Source organism: Neisseria maigaei (genome assembly GCF_958267405.1).
GTDB lineage: Bacteria > Pseudomonadota > Gammaproteobacteria > Burkholderiales > Neisseriaceae > Neisseria > Neisseria bergeri.
The window spans coordinates 37992-62500 of record NZ_CATQFT010000062.1; the positions used below are offsets into that span (position 1 = coordinate 37992).

At 53.2% G+C, this 24509-nt stretch carries 31 protein-coding genes; 25 read left to right on the forward strand and 6 right to left on the reverse strand.

Annotated features, from left to right (window positions below; all coding sequences use genetic code 11):
- Nucleotides 1-112 precede the first annotated feature (112 nt).
- From Q3O06_RS10890 to Q3O06_RS10900, 3 genes are read left to right on the forward strand one after another with little or no spacing between them, the layout of a single operon-like run.
- The gene (locus tag Q3O06_RS10890; RefSeq protein ID WP_002229974.1) at nucleotides 113-475 is read left to right on the forward strand and encodes a hypothetical protein; all 363 of its coding nucleotides are present in this window, start codon (nucleotides 113-115) and stop codon (nucleotides 473-475) included.
- Complete coding sequence (locus Q3O06_RS10895) at nucleotides 475-858, forward strand: acyl-CoA thioesterase (protein ID WP_301818886.1); 384 nt, start codon at nucleotides 475-477, stop codon at nucleotides 856-858. Before Q3O06_RS10890 ends, Q3O06_RS10895 begins: the two co-directional genes overlap by 1 nt.
- Nucleotides 855-1343 (forward strand): peroxiredoxin family protein, encoded by a 489-nt coding sequence (locus Q3O06_RS10900; protein ID WP_301818887.1) that lies wholly within the window; start codon nucleotides 855-857, stop codon nucleotides 1341-1343. The genes Q3O06_RS10895 and Q3O06_RS10900 overlap by 4 nt, the downstream gene beginning before the upstream one ends.
- 83 nt (nucleotides 1344-1426) lie before the next feature.
- Here Q3O06_RS10900 and Q3O06_RS10905 read toward each other — a convergent pair whose 3' ends face one another.
- Nucleotides 1427-1942: an acyltransferase gene (locus Q3O06_RS10905; protein WP_301818888.1), complete on the reverse strand. Its 516-nt coding sequence runs from the start codon at nucleotides 1940-1942 to the stop codon at nucleotides 1427-1429.
- A 135-nt stretch (nucleotides 1943-2077) separates the two neighbouring features.
- Between Q3O06_RS10905 and rpmE the strand changes: the two genes are divergently transcribed.
- From rpmE to Q3O06_RS10925, 4 genes are all read left to right on the forward strand, one after another.
- The gene (rpmE, locus tag Q3O06_RS10910; protein WP_003713538.1) at nucleotides 2078-2293 is read left to right on the forward strand and encodes a 50S ribosomal protein L31; all 216 of its coding nucleotides are present in this window, start codon (nucleotides 2078-2080) and stop codon (nucleotides 2291-2293) included.
- Between the two features lie 143 nt (nucleotides 2294-2436).
- Nucleotides 2437-4113, forward strand: coding sequence for an ArnT family glycosyltransferase (locus Q3O06_RS10915; protein ID WP_301818920.1), 1677 nt, complete (start codon nucleotides 2437-2439; stop codon nucleotides 4111-4113).
- Between the two features lie 254 nt (nucleotides 4114-4367).
- Complete coding sequence (locus tag Q3O06_RS10920; RefSeq protein WP_301818891.1) at nucleotides 4368-4973, forward strand: glutathione S-transferase N-terminal domain-containing protein; 606 nt, start codon at nucleotides 4368-4370, stop codon at nucleotides 4971-4973.
- A 71-nt stretch (nucleotides 4974-5044) separates the two neighbouring features.
- Entirely contained in the window at nucleotides 5045-5437 is a 393-nt protein-coding gene (locus Q3O06_RS10925) for a ClpXP protease specificity-enhancing factor (RefSeq protein WP_301818892.1), read from the forward strand.
- Between the two features lie 28 nt (nucleotides 5438-5465).
- On the opposite strand, the gene Q3O06_RS10930 is transcribed toward Q3O06_RS10925, so the two are convergent.
- The 4 genes from Q3O06_RS10930 to ltgA all read right to left on the reverse strand — a co-directional run bounded on the left by Q3O06_RS10930 (nucleotide 5466) and on the right by ltgA (nucleotide 8565).
- On the reverse strand, nucleotides 5466-5615 hold the full coding sequence (locus Q3O06_RS10930) for a hypothetical protein (RefSeq protein ID WP_301818893.1): 150 nt from the start codon (nucleotides 5613-5615) through the stop codon (nucleotides 5466-5468).
- Nucleotides 5616-5635: 20 nt separating this feature from the next.
- Nucleotides 5636-6082 carry a GatB/YqeY domain-containing protein gene (locus tag Q3O06_RS10935; RefSeq protein WP_301818921.1) on the reverse strand — a complete coding sequence of 149 codons (447 nt, stop codon included), beginning with the start codon at nucleotides 6080-6082 and terminating at the stop codon, nucleotides 5636-5638.
- A 134-nt stretch (nucleotides 6083-6216) separates the two neighbouring features.
- Complete coding sequence (rpsU, locus tag Q3O06_RS10940) at nucleotides 6217-6429, reverse strand: 30S ribosomal protein S21 (protein WP_002214819.1); 213 nt, start codon at nucleotides 6427-6429, stop codon at nucleotides 6217-6219.
- Between the two features lie 288 nt (nucleotides 6430-6717).
- On the reverse strand, nucleotides 6718-8565 hold the full coding sequence (ltgA, locus tag Q3O06_RS10945; RefSeq protein WP_301818895.1) for a lytic transglycosylase LtgA: 1848 nt from the start codon (nucleotides 8563-8565) through the stop codon (nucleotides 6718-6720).
- A 52-nt stretch (nucleotides 8566-8617) separates the two neighbouring features.
- Between ltgA and Q3O06_RS10950 the strand changes: the two genes are divergently transcribed.
- The 4 genes from Q3O06_RS10950 to Q3O06_RS10965 all read left to right on the forward strand — a co-directional run bounded on the left by Q3O06_RS10950 (nucleotide 8618) and on the right by Q3O06_RS10965 (nucleotide 11395).
- Nucleotides 8618-8791, forward strand: coding sequence for a hypothetical protein (locus Q3O06_RS10950; protein WP_301818897.1), 174 nt, complete (start codon nucleotides 8618-8620; stop codon nucleotides 8789-8791).
- 152 nt (nucleotides 8792-8943) lie between these two features.
- Nucleotides 8944-9681 carry a methionine ABC transporter ATP-binding protein gene (locus tag Q3O06_RS10955; RefSeq protein ID WP_301818898.1) on the forward strand — a complete coding sequence of 246 codons (738 nt, stop codon included), beginning with the start codon at nucleotides 8944-8946 and terminating at the stop codon, nucleotides 9679-9681.
- Between the two features lies 1 nt (nucleotide 9682).
- Entirely contained in the window at nucleotides 9683-10369 is a 687-nt protein-coding gene (locus tag Q3O06_RS10960; protein ID WP_301818900.1) for a methionine ABC transporter permease, read from the forward strand.
- Nucleotides 10370-10528: 159 nt separating this feature from the next.
- Nucleotides 10529-11395 (forward strand): MetQ/NlpA family ABC transporter substrate-binding protein, encoded by an 867-nt coding sequence (locus tag Q3O06_RS10965; RefSeq protein ID WP_107819146.1) that lies wholly within the window; start codon nucleotides 10529-10531, stop codon nucleotides 11393-11395.
- A gap of 385 nt (nucleotides 11396-11780) precedes the next feature.
- Here Q3O06_RS10965 and Q3O06_RS10970 read toward each other — a convergent pair whose 3' ends face one another.
- Nucleotides 11781-12350 (reverse strand): UbiX family flavin prenyltransferase, encoded by a 570-nt coding sequence (locus Q3O06_RS10970; RefSeq protein WP_107819210.1) that lies wholly within the window; start codon nucleotides 12348-12350, stop codon nucleotides 11781-11783.
- A 156-nt stretch (nucleotides 12351-12506) separates the two neighbouring features.
- Between Q3O06_RS10970 and Q3O06_RS10975 the strand changes: the two genes are divergently transcribed.
- The 14 genes from Q3O06_RS10975 to Q3O06_RS11040 form a co-directional block, all read left to right on the forward strand.
- Complete coding sequence (locus Q3O06_RS10975) at nucleotides 12507-13367, forward strand: ParB/RepB/Spo0J family partition protein (RefSeq protein ID WP_301818901.1); 861 nt, start codon at nucleotides 12507-12509, stop codon at nucleotides 13365-13367.
- A gap of 232 nt (nucleotides 13368-13599) precedes the next feature.
- Nucleotides 13600-13953: an ATP synthase subunit I gene (locus Q3O06_RS10980; RefSeq protein WP_301818903.1), complete on the forward strand. Its 354-nt coding sequence runs from the start codon at nucleotides 13600-13602 to the stop codon at nucleotides 13951-13953.
- A complete protein-coding gene (atpB, locus tag Q3O06_RS10985) occupies nucleotides 13943-14809 on the forward strand; it encodes a F0F1 ATP synthase subunit A (RefSeq protein ID WP_002214802.1) in 867 nt (288 codons plus the stop codon). The genes Q3O06_RS10980 and atpB overlap by 11 nt, the downstream gene beginning before the upstream one ends.
- Nucleotides 14810-14865: 56 nt before the next feature.
- Nucleotides 14866-15102: a F0F1 ATP synthase subunit C gene (atpE, locus tag Q3O06_RS10990; RefSeq protein ID WP_002214801.1), complete on the forward strand. Its 237-nt coding sequence runs from the start codon at nucleotides 14866-14868 to the stop codon at nucleotides 15100-15102.
- A 70-nt stretch (nucleotides 15103-15172) separates the two neighbouring features.
- Nucleotides 15173-15643, forward strand: coding sequence for a F0F1 ATP synthase subunit B (locus Q3O06_RS10995; RefSeq protein ID WP_002214796.1), 471 nt, complete (start codon nucleotides 15173-15175; stop codon nucleotides 15641-15643).
- Nucleotides 15644-15647: 4 nt separating this feature from the next.
- The gene (locus tag Q3O06_RS11000) at nucleotides 15648-16181 is read left to right on the forward strand and encodes a F0F1 ATP synthase subunit delta (RefSeq protein ID WP_301818911.1); all 534 of its coding nucleotides are present in this window, start codon (nucleotides 15648-15650) and stop codon (nucleotides 16179-16181) included.
- A 10-nt stretch (nucleotides 16182-16191) separates the two neighbouring features.
- Nucleotides 16192-17739, forward strand: coding sequence for a F0F1 ATP synthase subunit alpha (gene atpA / locus Q3O06_RS11005; protein ID WP_301818912.1), 1548 nt, complete (start codon nucleotides 16192-16194; stop codon nucleotides 17737-17739).
- A gap of 24 nt (nucleotides 17740-17763) precedes the next feature.
- Nucleotides 17764-18639, forward strand: coding sequence for a F0F1 ATP synthase subunit gamma (gene atpG, locus Q3O06_RS11010; protein WP_301818913.1), 876 nt, complete (start codon nucleotides 17764-17766; stop codon nucleotides 18637-18639).
- A 38-nt stretch (nucleotides 18640-18677) separates the two neighbouring features.
- Nucleotides 18678-20075 (forward strand): F0F1 ATP synthase subunit beta, encoded by a 1398-nt coding sequence (gene atpD, locus Q3O06_RS11015; RefSeq protein ID WP_003708440.1) that lies wholly within the window; start codon nucleotides 18678-18680, stop codon nucleotides 20073-20075.
- 10 nt (nucleotides 20076-20085) lie between these two features.
- Entirely contained in the window at nucleotides 20086-20508 is a 423-nt protein-coding gene (locus tag Q3O06_RS11020; protein WP_301818915.1) for a F0F1 ATP synthase subunit epsilon, read from the forward strand.
- 169 nt (nucleotides 20509-20677) lie between these two features.
- Nucleotides 20678-21583, forward strand: coding sequence for a glycine--tRNA ligase subunit alpha (glyQ, locus tag Q3O06_RS11025; RefSeq protein ID WP_101110240.1), 906 nt, complete (start codon nucleotides 20678-20680; stop codon nucleotides 21581-21583).
- A 76-nt stretch (nucleotides 21584-21659) separates the two neighbouring features.
- Nucleotides 21660-22070 (forward strand): 50S ribosome-binding protein YggL, encoded by a 411-nt coding sequence (locus Q3O06_RS11030; protein ID WP_301818918.1) that lies wholly within the window; start codon nucleotides 21660-21662, stop codon nucleotides 22068-22070.
- Between the two features lie 20 nt (nucleotides 22071-22090).
- Nucleotides 22091-24154 (forward strand): glycine--tRNA ligase subunit beta, encoded by a 2064-nt coding sequence (glyS, locus tag Q3O06_RS11035; RefSeq protein ID WP_301818919.1) that lies wholly within the window; start codon nucleotides 22091-22093, stop codon nucleotides 24152-24154.
- 63 nt (nucleotides 24155-24217) lie between these two features.
- Nucleotides 24218-24509, forward strand: a 292-nt coding sequence (locus tag Q3O06_RS11040) for a glycosyltransferase family 2 protein (protein ID WP_373323522.1), incomplete at its 3' end; no start/stop codon positions are given.

The window sequence follows — 24509 nt, forward strand, 5'->3', positions numbered from 1 at the left end:
TGAAAATCCGTGTTCAGACGGCATTCCCTTCTGTCGGAACGGACAGTCCGAAACCACAGATTGGGCTATAATCCCTTTTTTGCACATACCGCGCGACAGCAAAGGAAAAACCATGTACGAAGTCAACCGCAGCGTATTCGTCCTCATCCCCTTAGAACCCTTCTGGAACTGGCTGCAAACCCTGCCGGGCAACCATCTGGACGGACTGACCCTCGAAGACATCCAAGCCGATGCCAATTCCTACCTGGTCCGCCCGTGTGAAACCGCCGACGAAGTATGGGACGAAATCGAAGCGCGTTTCGAAGATATTTTCGCCGCCGAACTTGCCGATTGGTGCGAAGACGAACGCGAGTGGCCCGCGCTCGATGCCGACATTTTCAACGAATGGTTCGACATCCAGCTTTCTACCGTCATCACCGACCTCGAACACGAACCGCTTGCCCGCGAAGCTTTCCAACCCATTAACCTGAACTGATGAAGCTGACTGTCCGCAACTACCATCTCGACGGCTACGGTCATGTGAACAATGCGCGCTACCTCGAATTCCTCGAGGAAGCGCGTTGGACGTTTTTCGAGGAGCGCGGACTGCTGCATGAATTGTCAGACCTCATGCTCATTGTTGCCCGCATCGATATCCGTTACAGCCGTCCTGCCGTAGAGGGAGACGTATTGCAGTTTTCATGCCGTCTGAAAACCCCCGGCACGCGCCGCATTGTGCTGACCCAGACGATTACACTGCCAAACGGCAAAACCGCCGCAGAAGCCGACATCACCCTGATGCCCGTCCACGCCGCCGCACAACGCACCGTCAGCCTGCCCGCCACCCTTGCCCGCGCACTGGAAACCTTGTCCGAATGAAAAAAATACTCACCGCCGCCGCCGTTGCACTGATCGGCATCCTCCTTGCCATCGTCCTCATCCCCGACAGCAAAACCGCGCCCGCCTTCTCCCTATCCGACCTGCACGGAAAAACCGTTTCCAACGCCGACCTGCAAGGCAAAGTAACCCTGATTAATTTTTGGTTTCCCTCCTGTCCCGGTTGCGTGAGCGAAATGCCCAAAGTCATCAAAACGGCAAACGACTACAAAAATAAAGATTTCCAAGTCCTCGCCGTTGCCCAGCCCATCGATCCGATAGAAAGCGTCCGCCAATATGTCAAAGACTACGGTTTGCCGTTTGCCGTCATGTATGATGCGGATAAAGCCGTCGGACAGGCGTTCGGCACGCAGGTTTACCCGACTTCCGTCCTTATCGGCAAAAAAGGCGAAATTCTCAAAACTTATGTCGGCGAACCCGATTTCGGCAAACTCTACCAAGAAATCGATACCGCGCTGGCACAATAGCGATGCCGTCTGAAGCGCAAAAAAAAGCAGGAACGATGTTCCTGTTTTTTCAGATCATCCGCCCCGACACGTTCAGACGGCATTTAATCATCCAGCAGATTCTTTTTCACCACTGCCGGATTGCCTGCCGCCAAAGAGTAGGGCGGAATGTCTTTTGTAACCACCGCGCCCGCGCCCACGACCGAACCGCGTCCGACGGTTACGCCCGCCATCACAATCACCCTGCGCCCCAGCCAGACATCGTCCTCCAACGTAATCGGACGGATTTCCGTATAGCCCTCAAAGCGTTTGTTTTCACGGTCAAACTTGTGGTTGGTCGAATAGAACAGACATTCCGGCCCCATCATCACATTCCTGCCGATTGTCAAACCACGGCAGATTTCACAGTTTACCCCGATACCGGAACCATCGCCCAAAACCGTATCCGGGAACACATAGGCACCGCGTTCGATATTGACCCCGCGTCCGATATGCGGCGAAACCCGCCGTGCCAGAAATACGCGTACGCTTTTGCCGATGATGCCGATGCCGCGCATATGGGACGGCGGCAATAGGGAACCGGCGAAGCGCAGCAGCAGGGAAAAAAACTTCACCCTCATAAAACCTCCTTCAGAGTAACCTTTTTGCATTTTATCGAATATACTCTTGACGTAACAACAGAAAATAGAGAGAATGTCGGACTTGTCTGAAGCATAGGTACATCCCCTATGCCCGCTTTTTTGAAAGGAAATCAAATGAAACAAGGTATTCACCCGAACTACCACGAAGTTAACGTTACCTGCTCTTGCGGCAACAAATTCGTAACCAAATCCGCGATGGAAAAAGAAAACTTCAACATCGAGGTTTGCTCCCTGTGCCACCCGTTCTATACCGGCACCCAAAAAATCGTCGATACCACCGGCCGCGTGGACAAATTTAACAACAAATTCGGCAACCTGTTCAAACGCTGATAGCCGATTTGCAAAAAGACTGCCCCGTGCAGTCTTTTTTGTTGCCGGTCTTTTTGTGTCTGATGCCGTCTGAAGCAGTCTCTGCACGACCTTTGTGCGAATATTTGCTACACTTGGCAATCCGTCCATTTCTTCTCACGCTTATGCTGACCTATACCCCACCCGATGCCCTCCCGCCCGCCAAAACCCGCGAAAAACCGTGGCTGCTGCTGTTGATGGCGTTTGCCTGGCTGTGGCCCGGCGTGTTTTCCCACGATTTATGGAATCCTGCCGAACCTGCCGTTTATACCGCCGTCGAAGCACTGGCAGGCAGCCCCACCCCCTTGGTTGCCCATCTGTTCGGTCAAACCGATTTCGGCATACCGCCCGTGTATCTTTGGGTTGCCGCCGCGTTCAAACATTTGCTGTCGCCGTGGGCTGCCGACCCGTATGATGCCGCACGCTTTGCAGGCGTGTTTTTCGCCGTTATCGGACTGACTTCCTGCGGCTTTGCCGGTTTCAACTTTTTGGGCAGACACCACGGGCGTAGCGTTGTTTTAATCCTTATCGGCTGTATCGGGCTGATTCCGGTTGCCCATTTCCTCAATCCCGCCGCCGCCGCTTTTGCAGCTGCAGGGCTGGTACTGCACGGCTACTCGCTGGCACGCCGCCGTGTGATTGCCGCCTCTTTCCTGCTCGGTACGGGCTGGACGCTGATGTCGCTGGCGGCGGCTTATCCGGCGGCATTTGCGCTGATGCTGCCCCTGCCCGTGCTGATGTTTTTCCGTCCGTGGCAAAGCAGGCGTTTGATGTTGACGGCAGTCGCCTCGCTTGCCTTTGCCCTGCCGTTGCTGACCGTCTATCCCCTGCTGTTGGCAAAAACGCAGCCGGCACTGTTCGCGCAATGGCTCGACTATCATGTTTTCGGTACGTTCGGCGGCGTGCGGCACATTCAGACGGCATTCAGTTTGTTTTACTATCTGAAAAATCTGCCTTGGTTCGCACTGCCCGCGCTGCCGCTGGCGGTTTGGACGGTTTGCCGTACGCGCCTGTTTTCGACCGACTGGGGGATTTTGGGCATTGTCTGGATGCTTGCCGTTTTGGTGCTGCTCGCCGTCAATCCGCAGCGTTTTCAAGACAACCTCGTCTGGCTGCTGCCGCCGCTTGCCCTGTTCGGCGCGGCGCAACTGGACAGCCTGAGGCGCGGCGCGGCGGCGTTTGTCAACTGGTTCGGCATTATGGCGTTCGGACTGTTTGCCGTGTTCCTGTGGACGGGCTTTTTCGCCATGAATTACGGCTGGCCCGCCAAGCTTGCCGAACGCGCCGCCTACTTCAGCCCGTATTACGTTCCCGACATCGATCCCATTCCGATGGTGGTTGCCGTACTGTTCACACCCTTGTGGCTGTGGGCGATTACCCGGAAAAACATACGCGGCAGGCAGGCGGTTACCAACTGGGCGGCAGGCGTTACCCTAACCTGGGCTTTGCTGATGACGCTGTTCCTGCCGTGGCTGGACGCAGCGAAAAGCCACGCGCCGGTCGTCCGGAGTATGGAGGCATCGCTTTCCCCGGAATTGAAACGGGAGCTTTCAGACGGCATCGAGTGTATCGGCATAGACAGCGGCGACCTGCACACGCGGATTGTTTGGACACAGTACGGCACATTGCCGCACCGCGTCGGCGATGTACAATGCCGCTACCGCATCGTCCGCCTGCCCCAAAACGCGGATGCGCCGCAAGGCTGGCAGACGGTTTGGCAGGGTGCGCGCCCGCGCAACAAAGACAGTAAGTTCGCATTGATACGGAAAATTGGGGAAAATATATTAAAAACAACAGATTGAGCCGAATTTCTGGATTAAGTGCCGGAAATCGCGTACAATTGCGCGATTAAACCTTTATATAGTGGATTAACAAAAATCAGGACAAGGCGACGAAGCCGCAGACAGTACAGATAGTACGGAACCGATTCACTTGGTGCTTCAGCACCTTAGAGAATCGTTCTCTTTGAGCTAAGGCGAGGCAACGCTGTACTGGTTTTTGTTAATCCACTATAAATCAGCCGTTTTGCAGGCATCACACAGGAGCGACAATTATTATGATGACCCTCTATTCCGGCATTACCTGCCCCTTCAGCCACCGCTGCCGCTTCGTTTTGTACGAAAAAGGTATGGATTTTGAAATCAAAGACGTCGATATTTACAACAAACCCGAAGACCTCGCCGTCATGAATCCGTATAACCAAGTTCCCGTGCTGGTCGAGCGCGATTTGGTGCTGCACGAGTCCAACATCATCAACGAATACATTGACGAACGCTTCCCCCATCCGCAGCTTATGCCCGGCGATCCCGTTATGCGCGGCCGAGGGCGGCTGGTGCTGTACCGTATGGAAAAAGAATTGTTCAACCACGTCCAAGTTTTGGAAAACCCCGCCGCCACCAACAAGGAACAGGCAAAAGCGCGCGAAGCCATCGGCAACGGTTTGACGATGCTTGCCCCTTCGTTCAGCAAAAGCAAATACATCCTCGGCGAAGATTTTTCTATGATTGATGTCACCCTGGCCCCGCTGCTGTGGCGGCTCGACCACTACGATGTCAAACTGGGCAAAAGTGCCGCGCCGCTGCTCAAATACGCCGAGCGCATCTTCCAGCGCGAAGCCTTTATCGAAGCACTGACACCCGCCGAAAAAGCCATGCGCAAATAAGTCCGAAATGCTTGCAAAACCCGCCGTTTTGCAGGCATTTTCACATTCAGGCACACCACACGGAACCCATTATGCCTACTTCCACCAAACCCTACATCCTCCGCGCCCTCTGCGAATGGTGCAGCGACAACAGTCTCACACCGCACATCCTCGTTTGGGTCAACGAACACACGCGCGTCCCCATGCAGTACGTCCGCGACAACGAAATTATGCTCAACATCGGCGCGACCGCCACGCAAAACCTTCAAATCGACAACGATTGGATCAGCTTTTCCGCCCGTTTCGGCGGACAAGCGCACGATATATGGATACCTGTCGGACACGTCCTCAGCCTTTTCGCACGGGAGACCGGCGAAGGTATGGGGTTTGAATTGGAGGAGTACCGCCCCGATACGCCGCCTGAAAACACCTTTGACGAAACCGCGCCCCGACCCGCCAAAAAAGGCTTGAAATTGGTCAAATAAATCTATGCCGTCTGAACGGAATCGTGTTTCAGACGGCATTTTGTCCGACGGGGCGCAAACGTAATCCGTTTATCGGCAAAACCTGTTTCTGCGTATCAAAACCGTGTTGCCCCTGCCGATTCGATATTGGGACATTGAAAATGCCGTCTGAACCTGCGATACGGGCTTCAGACGGCATTTTGTCCGATATTCGGGCAATCAGGCGGTTAGTACGGCTTTCAGGATTTTGTTGACTTCGCCCATATCGGCTTTGCCGGAAAGTCGGGTTTTCAACAGCCCCATCACTTTGCCCATATCCGCCATACCTGCCGCGCCGGTTTCGGCAACGGCGGCATCGACCGCAGTACGGATTTCTCCGGCGGAGAGCATTTGGGGAAGGTAGCGGTGCAGTACTTCGATTTCGGCGTTTTCTTTGTCTGCCAAATCCTGACGGCCGGCTTCAGTGTAGATTTTCGCGCTGTCTTTGCGCTGTTTGACCATTTTGGTCAGGATGGCGGTGATTTTGGCATCGTCCGCCTCGGTGCGTTCGTCCACTTCAAACTGTTTGACGGCGGCATTGATGAGGCGGATGGTGCCGAGGGAAACTTGGTCTTTGGCGCGCATCGCGGTTTTCATGTCTTCGGTAAGGCGGATTTTCAGGCTCATAATGTCCTCGCTGGGATGTCGGATGGAAACGGCGGGTTTCGATGCCGTCTGAAAAGCAAAACACACCGCAGAGCAGGTCTTGCGGTGTGTCCTCATATCACAGGGCTGACCTGTAATCTGTACTGCTTGGATGTTTAGTACATTTTGGGCGGCAGTTGTTGGCTGCGCAGGCGTTTTTGCAGGCGTTTTACGGCTGCCGCTTTTTTGCGTTTGCGTTCGGTAGTCGGTTTTTCGTAGGCTTCGCGGGCGCGCAGCTCGGTCAACAGACCGGTTTTTTCTACGGCGCGTTTGAAACGGCGCATAGCGACTTCAAATGGTTCATTCTCTTTTACGCGGATTGCAGGCATTTTATTTCCTTTAATAAATTCGGTTGTTTCATCTGCCCATCATATCGGTGGAAAGGGTAGGGCGGACGGTGTTGAAGGTTTGCCGTATCGCTGTGCCTTACGGCGGCGGGATACGCGCCGTGACGGAAACATCACCTCCTAACGGGTCGGCTTGCGCCGTGTCAAGCTGCTTGAAAAAGCAGGAAAAACAATTTTCGGATTGTCTTATATTTATGGTTCGCCGTCAATGCCGTTCGGAATAAAAATGCCGTCTGAAAGGCCGGGCGGGTTTCAGACGGCATCGGTACGTCAGCGTGCGGGGACAATGCCCATACGCTGTTTGAGCGGTATGTGCGGCGCACCGAAGATGGAGGCGTAGTAGGCGGCATTGGTCATCACTTTTTTGACATAGTCGCGCGTTTCGGAAAACGGGATGGTTTCGGCATATACCGCGCCCTCAAGGGGGATATCCGCCTGCCATCGGCGCGCCCTGCCTGGACCGGCGTTATAGCCTGCGGTGGCGAGGACTTCGTTGTTTTGCAGGCGGCGTTTGGTATCCGCCATATACCACGTCCCCATACGGATATTGCCGTCGGCGGTGTAGAGTTGTGCGGCATCCATACCGATTTTGCCGGCGATTTCGCGCGCGGTGGCGGGCATAACCTGCATCAGCCCCTGCGCGCCTACGCCGGATTGCGCGCCCATAACGAAACGGCTTTCTTGACGAATTAGGCCGTAAACCCACGCCGGATCGACATTAACATTTTGCGCGTGGCGGATTACGGTGTCTTTAAACGGCGAAATATAGCGCAATGTGTAGTTGAGTTTGCGGTCGGTGCGTTCCGCGCTGTTGACCGCCATATCGTAAAAACCGTGGTCGAACGCGGTTTGCGCGGCGGTCAGCAGCTTGTCTTCGTCGAAGCCGCGTGTGGCAAAACGCCATTCCGCCTGAGCCTGACGGCGCATTTTTGCATCGCCGGTGGTTCGGCTGTTTTGGAACAATACCAGTGCGCGTTTGACTGGACCGTCTTCCGACATGCGGCGGACGCTGTTTGTGTCGGCATCGGGAACATTGTTGCGCGTATCGATTTTGCGACCCAACTCTTCCCCTGCCAGCACCGCATAAAAATTCCTGCCCGTCGCTGCCGCCTGTTTGTAGAGTTTTTCCGCCTCTTGCGTGTTGCCCGTTGCGGCGCGGCTGCGTGCCAGCCAGTAGAGCCAGGTCGGGCTTTTTTGCAGTTTTTCGGGCATATGCGAGATAACGGAGGCCAGCTCGTCCCAACGTTGGGCGCGCAAGGCGGCGCGGGCGTACCCCTCGATTTGGTCGTCGGTCAGTTGGCGGCGGTCGGAAACTTTGCCGTAATAGTCCAAGGCGGCGGGTACATTGAGGTTTTGCGACTGATAATGCCCCAATACGCCCCACGCGAAACTGCTCTGTTCGGGGCTTAAACCGCTTTCCATTTCGGACAGCAGGGCGGCGGCATTCGGCGATTTACGCGCCTCTTTACCGATGACGTTCAACAGGGCATATTCGCGCGAACCTTGTGTGCTGCCGTCAAACGGGCTGCCCAATGCGGCCGACAGATTGCGTGCGTCCGTGGTTTGGCTGTTGGCCAACAGTCCGCGAACGCGCCTCCAGGCATCGTTGCCGTCCAACAAGCCGGATGCGGCTGCCTGTTCCAACAGTTTGGTGCAGCCCGAAGGTAGTTTGCCCGTATTTTTAACCAGTTCGGCGGCACGCGTATAGTCGTTGCGGCTCGAATCGGCGTAGCATTCGACTTCTTGGGCGCGCCCTTCAGGTTTGAGTTTGGCGTATTCCTGTGCAAACAGCGTCCATTGTCTGCGCGCGCCCAAAGACTTCAGCCACTCGTTGCGGACATTTTCCGCCATCGCGCTGTCGCCGGCGTTTTCCAAATAGGCGGCGACTGCCGCATCGTTTTTCTGTTTCACTGCATCCAGTGCGGACGGGTAGCCGCTGTAATCCGCCAGCGTTTTTCCTTCGGGTTCGGCTGGGCGGGTGGGAACGCTTGCCAAAAGGTCGGCAGTTTCTATATTGCCTGCCGGGGTCTTGCCGCCGGGCGCGTGTGTCGAAGAACACGCGGCAAGCACCAGGGCCGCCAGCAGTGGCAGGGAATGCTTCAGAGAGGGTAGGTACATCGGATTTCCTTAAGAATCGGAACCCTGAACGGTCAGGGTTGGAAAAGACAAAATGCCGTCTGAACAGGCGTTTGCCCGAATTATATGCCGAAACCGCACCGCCTTTGGAACGCTTTTCCGTTATAAAATATATTTTTCAATAATTTACCGTTTGGACGCGTGCCGCTGCCGCTTTCCGTTTCAGACGGCATTGTCCGAAATGGTTGCCCGCTTCCTGCTTTATTGACAAAAAAACGCTTTCCCGATAATATCCTACGAAAATTAACCTGCCGATTTGACACAGCTTGCGGGCATAACAGCTAAAGCGTTCCGACAATTTCAGCTTTATCTTCCGCGCCCGTTGTGTCCGACATCGGGCTTTGTTTTATGGGAAAGACAATGATTATTTTGGACAAGGTTTCCAAGCATTACCAAACGCGCGACAAGACCCGTTTTGCCGCCGTCGAGCCGACCAGCCTCGAAATCCGCGACGGCGAAATCTTCGGGCTGATGGGCTATTCCGGCGCGGGCAAATCCACCCTGTTGCGCCTGATCAACCTGTTGGAACGCCCCGACACGGGCAAAGTCAACGTCTGCGGACAAGAACTGACCGCGCTCGATGCTGCCGCATTGCGTCAGGCGCGGCAGAATATCGGTATGGTGTTTCAGCAGTTCAATCTTTTAAGCAACCGCACCGTTGCCGACAATGTCGCCTTCCCGTTGGAAATCGCCGGTTGGTCGTCTGAAAAAATCAAAGCGCGTGTCAAAGAATGCCTCGAAATCGTCGGCCTGACCGAACGCGCCGGCCACTACCCCGCTCAACTCTCCGGCGGACAAAAACAGCGCGTCGGTATCGCCCGCGCACTCGCGCCCAAACCCCAAGTCATCCTCGCCGACGAACCCACTTCCGCCCTCGATCCCGCCACCACGCGCAGCGTCTTGGAATGTTTGGAAGACATCAACAAACGATTCAACGTAACCATCGTCATCGTAACCCACGAAATGAGCGTCATCAGACGACTGTGCGACCGCGCCGCCCTCTTGGACAAAGGCAAAGTCGTCGAAATCGTCGAAGTACGCGGCAACCAAATCCACGCCCAATCGGAAATCGGGCGCGAACTCATCAGAGAGGACTGAAATGGCAGACCTGACCTTCCAACAAGCCGCCGCCAACATCATCGGTATGAAAGGCGAAATCGTCCGCGCTTTGGGCGAAACCTTCGTGATGGTCGGCTTGTCCACCACATTCGCCGTCGTTTTCGGCACGCTGCTGGGCGTGTTGCTTTTCGTAACTTCCAGCCGCCAACTGCATTACAACAAGCCGGTGAATTTCCTGTTTGACAACTTAGTCAACCTGATGCGCGCCTTCCCCTTCGTCATCCTGATGATTGCGATGATACCTGCGACCCGCGCCATCGTCGGCAGCACCATCGGCCCGGTTGCCGCTTCGCTGGTGTTGAGCGTGTCAGGATTGTTTTATTTTGCCCGACTGGTAGAACAAAACCTGCGCGAAGTCCCCAAAGGCGTGATTGAAGCCGCCGCCGCGATGGGTGCGCCTCCGGTTGCCATCGTCCGCAAAGTCCTCTTAAACGAAGCGCGCGCGGGCATGGTTTCCAGCATTACCGTGCTTGCCATCGGGCTTTTGTCATACAGCGCGGCGGCAGGGATGATAGGCGGCGGCGGCTTGGGCGACCTCGCCATCCGCTACGGCTACTACCGCTACCAAACCGAAGTCATCGTCTTTATCGTCGCCCTCCTCGTGCTGCTGGTCATTCTGATTCAAAGCACCGGCAACGCGTTGGCGCGGAAATTGGACAAACGTTGAACCCGAATGCCGTCTGAACGCCAAAACCCCCACCGCTATCCAAAAAATGCTATAAAATCCCCCCTGTTCGCGGCAAATGCCGTCTGAACGCCGAATCCGGACGGCAGGGTTTCCTGCCCGTCATTTTTGTTTGAAACCGCCACAACATCAGGAGAAAATATGAAAACCTTCTTCAAAACCCTTTCCGCCGCCGCACTCGCGCTCATCCTCGCCGCCTGCGGCGGCCAACAGGACAGCGCGCCCGCAGCCTCTGCCGCCGCTCCTTCTGCCGACAACGGCGCGGAGAAAAAAGAAATCGTCTTCGGCACGACCGTCGGCGACTTCGGCGATATGGTCAAAGAGCAAATCCAAGCCGAGCTGGAGAAAAAAGGATATACCGTCAAACTGGTTGAATTTACCGACTATGTGCGCCCGAATCTGGCATTGGCGGAGGGCGAGTTGGACATCAACATCTTCCAACACAAACCCTATCTTGACGATTTCAAAAAAGAACACAATCTGGACATTACAGAAGCCTTCCAAGTGCCGACCGCACCTTTGGGATTGTATCCGGGCAAGCTGAAATCGCTGGAAGAAGTCAAAGACGGCAGCACCGTATCCGCGCCCAACGACCCGTCCAACTTCGCACGCGCCTTGGTGATGCTGAACGAACTGGGTTGGATTAAACTCAAAGACGGCATCAATCCGCTGACCGCATCCAAAGCGGATATTGCCGAAAACCTGAAAAACATCAAAATCGTCGAGCTTGAAGCCGCGCAACTGCCGCGCAGCCGCGCCGACGTGGATTTTGCCGTCGTCAACGGCAACTACGCCATAAGCAGCGGCATGAAGCTGACCGAAGCCCTGTTCCAAGAACCGAGCTTTGCCTATGTCAACTGGTCTGCCGTAAAAACCACCGACAAAGACAGCCAATGGCTTAAAGACGTAACCGAGGCCTACAACTCCGACGCGTTCAAAGCCTACGCGCACAAACGCTTCGAGGGCTACAAATACCCTGCCGCATGGAATGAAGGAGCAGCCAAATAAATCGGAAACGGTGCGTGAAAAATGCCGTCCGAACACAGTTCGGACGGCATTTTTTGAATGCGGCGGCAATTTTGCAGAAGAGGGTTTTATAGTAGATTAACAAAAACCGGTACGGCGTTGCCTCGCCTTAGCTCAAAGAGAACGATTCTCTAAGGTGCTGAAGCACCGAGTGAATCGGTTCCGTACTATCTGTACTGTCTGCGGCTTCGTCGCCTTGTCCTGATTTTTGTTAATCCACTATATATCCGGCCGAACCGCAAGCACACTTTCGCCATTCCCGAAAAGGCAGAAATCCGGAAGGTTGGGTTTGCTGCCGTTTCCAATCAAACAAGGACGGGCAAATGCCGTCTGAACCGTATCCGTGTTCAGACGGCATTTTTGTCCTTTAATCCGCCATTCCCTGCCATTCCGCCGAATCCGGCGTATCGATTCCGAAAAGCGACAAAGCGTGTGCGACACTGTGCGCCACCACGTCGTCCGCCGTCTGCGGCTTGCGGTACATCGCAGGAACAGGGGGAAACACCACGCCGCCCATTTCCGTTACCCGCTTCATATTGTCCAAATGGGCAAGGTTCAGCGGCGTTTCGCGTACCATCAGCACCAGCCGCCGCCTTTCCTTCAAAACCACATCCGCCGCACGAGTCAAGAGGTTGTCGCCGAAGCCGTGCGCGACCGAGGCAAGCGTCCGCATCGAACAGGGGGCGACCAGCATCCCGTCCGTTTTAAACGTACCGCTGGCAATGCACGCCCCGATATTGCCGACAGGGTGGACAACGTCCGCCAAGGCATACACTTCGTCTTTCGCATAAGCCGTTTCCGAAGCGCGCGCCATCTCCGCCCCTTTTGACACCACAAGGTGCGTTTCGACTCCCTGCGCGCGCAAAAGTTCCAAAGCCTTTACGCCGTATTGGAAACCGCTCGCCCCGCTGATGCCGACAATCAAACGCCGTACCATCTCCGCCTCCCCCATAAAACCGCCTGCAACGGCAAACCGGCTATTATAGTGAAAAAACAGAAATCCGATAAACACGGATACAAATTGTCGGCAACACCCAATATCCGATAAAATACCCGATTTAACATCCTATCTGAATAGGCACGGGAGGGCGGTATGGCAAAAGTAAAAGGCGGATTGGGGCGCGGATTGGATTCGCTGCTCGCCAACGGCGCGGACAACAGCAGCGGCGACCGGCTGACTGCGGTTGCGGTTAAAGATATCCGGCCCGGCCGCTATCAGGCGCGTGTTCAAATCGATGACGAAGCCTTGCAGGAGCTGGCGGATTCGATTAAGGCGCAAGGCGTGATACAACCCGTCATCGTGCGCGAACACGGACTGTCCCGATACGAACTGATTGCAGGCGAACGCCGTTGGCGCGCCGCACAGATTGCCGGCCTGTCCGAAATCCCCGCCGTTATCAAAACCATCAGCGACGAAACCGCGCTGGCAATGGGTTTGATTGAAAACCTCCAGCGCGAAAACCTCAACCCCATCGAAGAAGCACAAGGCTTGAAACGCCTTGCCGACGAGTTCGGGCTGACCCACGAAACCATAGCCAAAGCCGTCGGCAAAAGCCGAAGCGCGATTTCCAACAGCCTGCGCCTTTTAAGCCTGCCCGAACCCGTGCAGGAAATGCTTTACCAACGCCGCCTGGAAATGGGGCATGCCCGTGCGTTGCTGACCCTCCCCGTCGTAGAACAGCTCGAGTTGGCGCAAAAGGCCGTTAAAAACGGCTGGTCGGTGCGCGAAGTCGAACGCCGCAGCCAAGCCGCCCTTCAAAACAAACGTCCCGAGCCCAAAAAGACAGTCAATACCGATATCCGCCGACTCAATGAAATATTAACCGAGAAATTGGGTGTCAACGCCGAAATCAAAACCGCCAACCACAAAAAAGGCAAAATCATCCTGCATTTCGACACGCCCGAAACCTTCGACCACATTTTGAAGCAGTTGGGCATAGATTACCGGCCTTAATTTTGCGGGATATGCCGTCTGAAACATAAAACGTAAAGAAATTCGGACAAACTTTCCAATAATCTGTAATTATATGTAATGTGTGTTAGAATAACACCTGCTGCCGTTATTCAGGCGGCGGGCGCGGCGGATTGGGATACGTTGTTTCACAAAGATTAACTGTCGCTTGACGTAATAAGGCTTCTAAATTATATTAGCCGCGCCTCAAATCCGAGGCGGAAACATTCCCTTTATGAAGCAGATTATCATCCTACAATCCGCCGTATTGTCCATATGCGCCGCAGTTGCCTTTGCCGTATGGGGTTTTGCCGGATTCCTTTCGGCGGTCGGGGGCGGTTTGTCCTATCTGCTTCCCACGTTTGTTGCAGTTTTACTTTTAAAACTTTTCAGGGGAAACCCCTTCCTGCAAAGCAGGATGTTCGTCTTCGGAGAGATTTTAAAAGTAGTGCTGTCGCTGTTTTCCATGCTCGCCGTATTTGCAATATGGCATCAATCGCTGGTGTTCGCCCCGTTTCTGATGGGGCTGCTCGGTGTCAGCCATCTGGTTTTTTTAGTATTGTTGAGAGTGAAAGATTATGGCAGGTGAAACCATTACCGCTGCCGACTACATCAAGCACCACTTGCAGAGCTTGACCAGTTTGTCGGACGTTACTCAGGGTCAGGGACTGAAAAACATTGCTGATTTTTCGTTTATTAACCTTGATGCCGTCTTTTTCGCCGTCCTGTTGGGCGTAATCGGCAGCTTCCTGTTGTGGCGCGGTGCAAAAAAAGCAACGGCAGGCGTTCCCGGGCGTTTCCAGGCTGCGGTGGAAATCCTGTTCGAGTTTGTGGACGATATGTGTAAGAGCATCATTCACAACGAAAAGTCTAGAAAAGCCGTCGCGCCGTTGGGTCTGACGCTGTTTGTCTGGATTTTCCTGATGAATGCGATGGATATGCTGCCGGTCGATTTGCTGCCGATGGTATGGCAGGGCATTACCGGCAATCATCACGCCCTGCTGCGCGTCGTACCGACTGCCGATTTGAACACCACTTTGGCACTCGCTGTCGGCGTATTGCTGATTTGTATCTATTACAACATCAAAATCAAAGGATTGGGCGGCTGGTTCCACGAGCTGTTCAGCGCGCCGTTCGGTGCAAAACTCGCACCTGCGAACTTTCTGTTGAACTTGGTCGAGTTTCTTTCTAAAACCGTATCCCACGGTATGCGGTTGTTCGGCAATATGTATGCGGGCGAATTGGTATTCTTGCTGATAGCCTTGCTTGGCGGTGCTTGGGCGGCTTCCGGCAGCGTTGAAGTCATGGATCCGATTCTGTTTGTGTTCCACATTATTGCCGGTTTGGCATGGGCGATTTTCCATATTTTGGTGATTACCCTGCAGGCGTTTATTTTCATGGCGTTGGCGTTCGTCTATATCGGGCAGGCGCACGATGCACACTGATTTTCCCAAGTAGTTTGTTTTTGTAGTTTAACCTTTGTTTCTTTAAGGAGTTTAAAATGGGTTTGATTGCTATCGCATGTGGTTTGATCGTTGCATTGGGTGCATTGGGTGCATCTATCGGTATCGCAATGGTTGGTTCTAAATATTTGGAGTCTTCTGCTCGCCAACCTGAACTGATCGGTCCGCTGCAAACCAAACTGTTCTTGATCGCTGGTCTGATTGACGCGGCATTCTTGATCGGTGTGGCCATTGCACTGCTGTTCGCCTTCGTTAACCCGTTTGCAGGTGCATAATCAGGACGGATTCGTCCGTTCCGTACAGGCGCAGCCTGTTTGATTAACCCCAATACGAAGGTTAAGTAACGTGAATATCAATGCAACATTATTCGCTCAAATCATCGTCTTTTTCGGTTTGGTATGGTTTACCATGAAATTTGTGTGGCCGCCGATTGCAAAAGCTTTGGATGAGCGTGCCGCAAAAGTCGCCGAAGGCTTGGCTGCTGCCGAGCGTGGTAAAAGCGATTTCGAGCAGGCTGAAAAAAAGGTTGCAGAACTCTTGGCAGAAGGGCGTAATCAGGTTTCCGAAATGGTTGCCAACGCCGAAAAACGTGCCGCCAAAATTGTCGAAGAAGCCAAAGAACAGGCTTCTTCCGAGGCGGCGCGCATTGCAGCTCAGGCAAAAGCCGATGTGGAGCAGGAATTGTTCCGCGCGCGCGAATCCCTGCGCGAGCAGGTTGCCGTGTTGGCTGTCAAAGGTGCCGAATCTATTTTGCGCAGCGAAGTCGATGCTTCCAAACACGCAAAACTGCTCGATACCCTGAAACAGGAGCTGTAATCTTATGGCAGAGTTCGCAACGATCGCCAGACCTTATGCAAAGGCATTGTTCGGTCTGGCTCAGGAAAAAAACCAAATTGAGTCTTGGTTGGGCGGACTGGAAAAACTTGCGGCGGTTGTTCAGGAAGGGAAGGTGGCTTCATTGATTGACCGTCCTGAAACGAATGCTTCAGAAAAAGTAGATATCCTCATCGATTTGGTCGGTTTGAAAGACAAGGAGTTGAAAAACTTTGTTATTGTCTTGGCCGGGCAGAAACGTTTGTCGATATTGCCGGAAGTATATGCTCAATATCAAGACTTGACCTTATCATTCAACCATATCAAATCTGCCGTCATTTACAGTGCCTATCCGTTGACCGACAAACAGGTCGGCGAGTTGGCGCAAATGCTGAATAAGCGTTTCGACAGCGAGCTGAAAATCTCTGTCGAAATCGAACCGGAGCTGATTGGCGGCATAAAAGTTGAAGTGGGTGATCAGGTTTTGGATTTGTCTGTACAAGGCAAACTGAGTGCCTTGTACACGACTATGACGAATTAGGAGAGTTTTCATGCAGCTTAATCCTGCTGAAATTAGCGATTTGATTAAAGCCAAGATCGAAAATCTGTCTGTAAATGCCGAAGTGCGTACCTGTGGTACGGTGATTTCGGTAACTGACGGTATCGTTCGTATCCATGGTTTGTCAGATGCAATGCAAGGTGAGATGCTCGAATTCCCGGGTAACACTTTCGGCTTGGCGATGAACCTAGAGCGCGACTCCGTCGGTGCCGTAGTGTTGGGCGAGTACGAACATATTAAAGAAGGCGACACGGTTACCTGTACCGGCCGTATTTTAGAAGTGCCGGTCGGACGCGAACTGGTCGGACGCGTCGTTGATGTATTGGGTCGGCCTATCGACGGCAAAGGTCCGATTAATACAACTTTGACCGCCCCTATCGAAAAAATCGCACCGGGCGTGATTGCGCGCAAATCGGTTGACCAGCCGATGCAGACCGGTCTGAAGGCGATTGACTCTATGGTTCCTGTCGGTCGCGGTCAGCGTGAGTTGATTATTGGCGACCGTCAGACAGGTAAAACGGCCGTAGCATTGGATGCCATCGTCAACCAAAAAGGTACGGGTGTTATCTGTATCTATGTCGCTATCGGTCAAAAAGCATCTTCTATTGCCAACGTGGTCCGCAAATTGGAAGAGCATGGCGCGATGGAACACACGATTGTGGTTGCTGCAACTGCATCTGAAGCGGCGGCATTGCAATATATCGCACCTTATTCAGGTTGTACGATGGGTGAATTCTTCCGCGATCGTGGCGAAGATGCCTTGATTGTTTATGACGATTTGTCCAAACAGGCTGTGGCTTACCGTCAAATTTCCCTGCTTTTGCGCCGTCCGCCCGGCCGCGAAGCCTATCCCGGCGATGTGTTCTACCTGCACTCCCGTCTGTTGGAACGTGCGGCACGTGTCAATGAACACGAAGTGGAGAAATTGACCAACGGCGAAGTAAAAGGCAAAACCGGTTCTCTGACTGCTTTGCCGATTATCGAAACCCAAGCAGGCGACGTATCTGCTTTCGTTCCGACTAACGTCATTTCGATTACCGACGGTCAGATTTTCTTGGAAACCGACCTCTTCAACGCCGGTATCCGTCCTGCAATCAATGCCGGTATTTCCGTGTCCCGCGTAGGCGGTGCTGCACAAACCAAAGTGATTAAAAAGCTGGGTGGCGGTATCCGTTTGGCGTTGGCGCAATATCGTGAATTGGCGGCGTTCTCGCAATTTGCATCCGATTTGGATGAAGCTACGCGCAAACAGTTGGAGCATGGCGAAGTCGTAACCGAACTGATGAAACAGAAACAGTTCAGTACGTTGAATACGGCTGAAATGGCTTTGACCCTTTGGGCAATCAACAACGGTTCGTATTCTGATGTTCCGGTTGCCAAAGCTCTGGCTTTTGAATCTGAATTTTTGAGCTTTGTCCGTACCCAACATCCGGAAGTTTTGGAAGCCGTCAATGCTTCAGGTGCAATGTCCGACGAGAGCGAGAAAACGCTTGAAGCAGCCATGAAATCCTTCAAATCTTCTTACGCCTATCAGGCATAAGGCTTGAAGTGAAAGGAGTCTGAAATGGCAGTAGGAAAAGAGATTCTCACCAAAATCCGCAGTGTTCAGAATACCCAAAAGATCACTAAAGCGATGCAGATGGTGTCAACCTCTAAAATGCGGAAGACTCAGGAACGGATGCGCCTGGCGCGTCCGTATGCCGAAAAAGTGCGTATGGTGATGAGCCATCTTGCGCAAACCAATACCGATCATGGCATTCCGTTACTGGAATCTCATCGGGAGGTCAGATGTGTCGGTTTTATTTTGATTACGTCTGATAAGGGTTTGTGTGGCGGTTTGAACGCCAACGTGCTGAAAAAGTTTTTGGCACAAGTTCAAGAGTATCAGAATCAAGGTATTGAAGAGGAAATCGTATGCCTTGGCAGTAAAGGTCTGATGGCGTGTCAGAGCATTGGTCTGAATGTGGTTGCCAGTGCTGTAAATTTGGGCGATACCCCAAAAATGGAAATGCTGCTCGGACCTTTGACAGAACTCTTCCAACGGTATGAGAAACATGAAATTGACAGAATCCATCTGGTGTATTCGGGTTTTGTCAATACCATGCGTCAAGAACCGAGAATGGAAGTATTGCTGCCTATCGGTGAGAACGTGATTGGCGATTCAGCTCCCAAATCACCGTTCAGCTGGGAATACCGCTACGAACCGACTGCACTTGCAGTGTTGGAATATCTGGTTCGCCGCTATTTAGAGTCTGTGGTTTATCAGGCGTTGAGCGACAATATGGCATCCGAACAGGCAGCCCGCATGGTTGCCATGAAAGCTGCAACAGACAATGCAGGCAATGCCATCAAAGAGTTGCGTCTGGTATATAACAAATCGCGTCAAGCTGCGATTACCACAGAATTGTCAGAAATTGTAGCAGGTGCGGCGGCAGTTTAATGCCGTCTGAAGCCTGAACAGGAAATTAGGATACGATAATGAGCCAAGGCAAAATCGTACAAGTTATTGGTGCGGTGGTTGACGTGGAATTTCCACGCGATGCTATCCCGCATGTTTACGATGCCCTGAAATTGGACGAGAACGGTCTGACTCTGGAAGTTCAACAGCTTCTGGGCGATGGCGTTGTCCGTACTATTGCAATGGGTAGTTCAGACGGCCTGAAACGCGGCATGTCTGTAAGCAATACTGGTGCGCCAATCACTGTGCCGGTAGGTAAAGGTACATTGGGTCGTATTGTCGACGTATTGGGTACGCCTGTTGATGAAGCAGGTCCTATCGATACCGACAAGAGCCGCGCCATTCACCAAACTGCTCCGAAATTCGACGAGTTGTCTTCAACTACCGAATTGCTGGAAACCGGTATTAAAGTGATCGACTTGCTGTGTCCGTTTGCTAAGGGCGGTAAAGTAGGTCTGTTTGGTGGTGCCGGTGTGGGCAAAACCGTGAACATGATGGAATTGATCAACAACATCGCCAAAGCGCACAGCGGTCTGTCCGTGTTCGCAGGTGTGGGTGAGCGTACCCGTGAAGGTAACGACTTCTACCACGAGATGAAAGATTCCAACGTATTGGATAAAGTAGCCATGGTGTATGGCCAAATGAACGAACCTCCAGGCAACCGTCTGCGCGTTGCTTTGACCGGTTTGACTATGGCCGAATACTTCCGTGACGAAAAAGATGAAAACGGTAAAGGCCGCGACGTATTGTTCTTCGTCGACAACATCTATCGTTACACTCTGGCCGGTACCGAAGTATCCGCACTGTTGGGCCGTATGCCGTCTGCAGTGGGTTACCAACCGACATTGGCTGAAGAAATGGGTCGTTTGCAAGAGCGTATTACCTCTACCCAAACCGGTTCCATTACTTCCATCCAAGCCGTTTATGTACCGGCGGACGACTTGACCGACCCGTCTCCGGCAACAACTTTCGCACACTTGGATGCTACCGTCGTACTGAGCCGTGATATTGCCTCTTTGGGTATTTACCCGGCAGTTGATCCGCTTGATTCCACTTCGCGCCAACTGGATCCGATGGTCTTGGGTCAAGAGCACTACGACGTAGCGCGCGGTGTACAGTCCACCCTGCAGAAATACAAAGAATTGCGCGACATCATCGCCATTTTGGGTATGGACGAATTGTCTGACGAAGACAAACTGACCGTAATGCGTGCGCGTAAAATCCAACGCTTCCTGTCCCAACCGTTCCACGTTGCCGAAGTGTTTACAGGTTCTCCGGGCAAATATGTCGCCCTGCGCGATACCATTGCCGGCTTCAAAGCCATCTTGAACGGCGAATACGACCATCTGCCCGAACAGGCATTCTACATGGTCGGCAGCATCGAAGAAGCGGTTGAGAAAGCGAAAACCTTAAACTGAGGAGGTCGGCATGAGCGTCATGCAAGTTGAAGTGGTCAGTAGCGAGCAAAACATCTATTCGGGCGAAGCCAGCTTTGTAGTGGTTCCGACCGTTCAAGGTGAGCTTGGTATTTACCCGCGACACGAGCCGATTATGAGTTTGGTGCGGCCGGGGGCTTTGCGTTTGACTGTTCCCGGCGAGGATAAAGAGGTTTTGGTTGCTGTTTCCGGTGGTGTTTTGGAAGTTCAACCTGATAAAGTTACCGTTTTGGCGGACGTTGCCGTCCGTAGTGCAGAGATGGATCAGGCACGTGCGGAAGAGGCGAAAAAAGCTGCCGAAGTCGGCATCTCTCAAGCCAAAGACAACAAGGATTTGGCGGAGGCGCACAAGGCATTGGCTGCCGCAATTGCACAGCTCAAGACTTTGGACTATATCCGTTCGCACAAGAAATAAACTTGTTTGGTTTGGAAAAGCACGGCCGTTTGACCGTGCTTTTTATTTTTCCAAGTTTTGAAAATATCATGTATGCCGTGTTTTCAAATCAGTCTGTCTTTGAGATAAACCTATCCAAACAGCAATGGAAACAGTAAAATAAAACCTTTATTTTATCGAACAATAAGTCATGCTCACCTTCCAACAAATCATCTTCAAACTGCAAACATTCTGGGCAGACAAAGGCTGCACCGTCATCCAACCTTTCGATATGGAAGTCGGCGCAGGTACTTCCCACCCCGCCACCTGCTTGCGCGCACTCGGCCCCGAGCCTTGGTTTGCCGCCTACGTCCAACCCAGCCGCCGCCCTAAAGACGGTCGCTACGGCGACAACCCCAACCGCCTGCAACACTATTACCAATTCCAAGTCGCCCTCAAACCCGCCCCCGCCAATATCCAAGACCTCTATCTCGACTCCCTGCGCGAATTGGGCATCGACCCCAAAGTGCACGACATCCGCTTCGTTGAAGACGACTGGGAAAACCCCACCCTCGGCGCATGGGGCTTGGGCTGGGAAGTTTGGCTCAACGGCATGGAAGTAACACAGTTTACCTATTTCCAACAAGTCGGCGGCATCGACTGCACGCCCGTACTCGGCGAAATTACCTACGGCATCGAACGCTTGGCGATGTACCTGCAAGGCGTGGAAAACGTCTATGACCTCGTTTGGGCAAAAACGCCGGACGGCAATACCGTAAGCTACGGCGACGTGTACCACCAAAACGAAGTCGAGCAATCCACCTACAACTTCGAATACAGCGATGCCGATTGGCTGCTGCGCCAGTTCAACGACTACGAAGCACAAGCCAAACGCCTGCTTGCCGAAGAAAACGCCAGCCTTGCCTTGCCTGCCTACGAGCTCGTTCTCAAAGCGGGGCATACGTTCAACCTTTTAGACGCGCGCGGCGCGATTTCCGTAACCGAGCGGGCAACTTATATTGGACGCATCCGCGCGTTAAGCCGCGCCGTGGCGCAAAAATATGTCGAAAGCCGCGAAAAATTGGGCTTTCCCTTAATGAAGGCAAACGCCGCCTAAGGGACCGGTGATTTTTCACGTTCGGGCGGCACGATAAGGCAGCCGTCCGGAAGCCATTATATTTTTTAGGAAAATTATGCCTGTCTATTTCCGCACCCCAAGCAGGAAACGCCTGCACAAAATGAACTGCCGCCAGCATAAAAAGCTGCATTTGGGCGAGTTTCAAACATTGATTTTCGGTGTTCAAGGCAGTTTGCACCAAGCTGCGGACGATGCCGAAGCGTTTGGCCGCTTTATGGATGAGCTGATTGCGTATCTTGTGGTAAACGGCTTGGAAATGGCGGGTGGGGGCGATTGCGGCGATTTTTTGTGCCTGTTTCAAAAATCCGGCGCCCGAAGCTTGGGAGAAACCGAGAAAAAGGCCATTATCTCTTGGCTGGCAGGCCGCGAAGATGTCGCCACTTTGTACGCCACCCCGCTGGTTGATGGTTTTTATGGGGATGACGGCTGGGAAAATTACAGCGAAACCTATAAACAGGCAGATTAACCAAATTCAAAGAAAGCCGAATGATGACCCAAACCCTTTTAATCGAACTCCTTACCGAAGAACTTCCCCCAAAAGCCCTGAATAATTTAGGCAACCACTTCGCCGCTTCTGTTGCCGAAGGCTTGGAAAAAGCGCAACTGATAGACGGCGAAGCCGAATACACTGCCTACGCTTCTCCACGCCGTTTGGCGGTTCAAGTCAAAAATGTGAAGGCCGTTCAGGCCGACCAAAAAATCGTGAAAAAAGGCCCTGCCGTGGCGAATGCCATGAAAGACGGTGTGCCGACCAAGGCTTTGGAAGGTTTTGCGCGCGGTGCTGGGGCGAAAATCGAAGACTTGACCATCGTCCACGACGGCAAGCAGGACGTGTACGCCTACGAATACGTCCAAACCGGCAAACCGTTGGGCGAGCTTTTGGAAGACATTATCAATGCCGCAGTGAAAAAACTGCCGATTCCGAAAGTCATGCGTTGGGGCAGCAGCACGTTTACCTTTGTGCGCCCCGTTCACGGGCTAGTTGTACTGCACGGCGGCGATGTCGTGAACGTCAGCGTTTTGGGCCTGCAAAGCGGCAATCAAACCTTGGGACACCGCTTCCTCTCCGACGGAGAAATCACTATTACAAACGCCGACAGCTACGCCGAACAAATGCGCGAGCAAGGCAAAGTCGTCGCTTCGTTTGCCGAGCGCAAAGCCGCGATTCAGACGGCATTGGAAGGGCAGGCACGCCGTCTGAAAGCCACCGTCGCTGCCGATGAAGCATTGTTGGACGAAGTGACCGCATTGGTCGAATGGCCTGTGGTATTGGAAGCCAGTTTTGAAGAACACTTCCTCGCCGTGCCACAAGAATGTTTGATTCTGACCATGCAGCAAAACCAAAAATACTTCCCGCTGCTCGACCAAAACGGCAAGCTGATGAACCGCTTCCTGCTGGTTTCCAACCTGCAAACCGAAGACTCGTCGCACATCATTCAAGGCAACGAACGCGTTTTGCGCGCGCGCCTGTCTGATGCCGAGTTCTTCTATAAGCAAGACCAAAAAGCGGCTTTGGAAAGCCGCCTGCCGAAATTGTCCAGCGTGGTTTATCACAACAAAATCGGTTCGCAGGCCGAACGCATCGAACGTCTGCAAAGCATTGCCGCCCACATCGCCAAAGCTTTGGGTGCGGATGCCGCCGCCGCCGAACGTGCCGCGCGTTTGGCGAAAGCCGACTTGGTAACCGAAATGGTCGGCGAGTTCCCCGAGTTGCAAGGCACGATGGGCAAATACTACGCCCGCTTGGACGGCGAAACCGAAGAAATCGCTGAAGCCGTCGAGCAACACTACCAACCGCGTTTTGCCGGCGACAAGCTGCCCGAAAGCAAAATTGCCGCCGCCGTGGCACTTGCCGACAAATTGGAAACCTTGGTTGGAATTTGGGGCATCGGTCTGATTCCGACCGGCGACAAAGACCCCTATGCCCTGCGCCGCGCCGCCTTGGGTATTTTGCGGATGCTGATGCAGTACGGTTTGGACGTAAACGAACTGATTCAGACGGCATTCGACAGCTTCCCGCAAGGTTTGCTCAACGAAAAAACGCCGTCTGAAACCGCCGACTTCATGCAGGCGCGCCTTGCCGTGTTGCTGCAAAACGATTATCCGCAAGACATCGTTGCCGCCGTACTCGCCAAACAGCCGCTCCGTTTGGACGATTTGAACGCCAAACTACAAGCCGTTGCCGCGTTCAAGCAACTGCCCGAAGCCGCCGCGCTCGCCGCAGCCAACAAACGCGTACAAAACCTGCTGAAAAAAGCCGATGCCGAGTTGGGCGAAGTCAATGAAAGCCTGTTGCAACAAGACGAAGAAAAAGCCCTCTTTGCCGCCGCGCAAGGCTTGCAGCCGAAAATTGCCGCTGCCGTCGCCGAAGGCAATTTCCAAACCGCCTTGTCCGAACTGGCTTCCGTCAAACCGCAGGTCGATGCCTTCTTTGACGGCGTGATGGTGATGGCGGAAGATGCCGCCGTGAAACAAAACCGCCTGAACCTGCTGAACCGCTTGGCAGAACAAATGAACGCGGTGGCCGACATCGCGCTTTTGGGCGAGTAACCGTTGTACAGTCCAAATGCCGTCTGAAGCCTTCAGACGGCATCAAATTATCGGGAGAGTAAATTGCAGCCTTTAGTCAGCGTATTGATTTGCGCCTACAACGTAGAAAAATATTTCGCCCAATCATTAGCCGCCGTCGTGAATCAGACTTGGCGAAACTTGGATATTTTGATTGTCGATGACGGCTCGACGGACGGCACGCTTGCCATCGCCAAGGATTTTCAAAAGCGGGACAGCCGTATCAAAATCCTTGCACAAGCTCAAAATTCCGGTCTGATTCCCTCTTTAAACATCGGGCTGGACGAATTGGCAAAGTCCGGGGGGGGGGGGAATATATTGCGCGCCCCGATGCCGA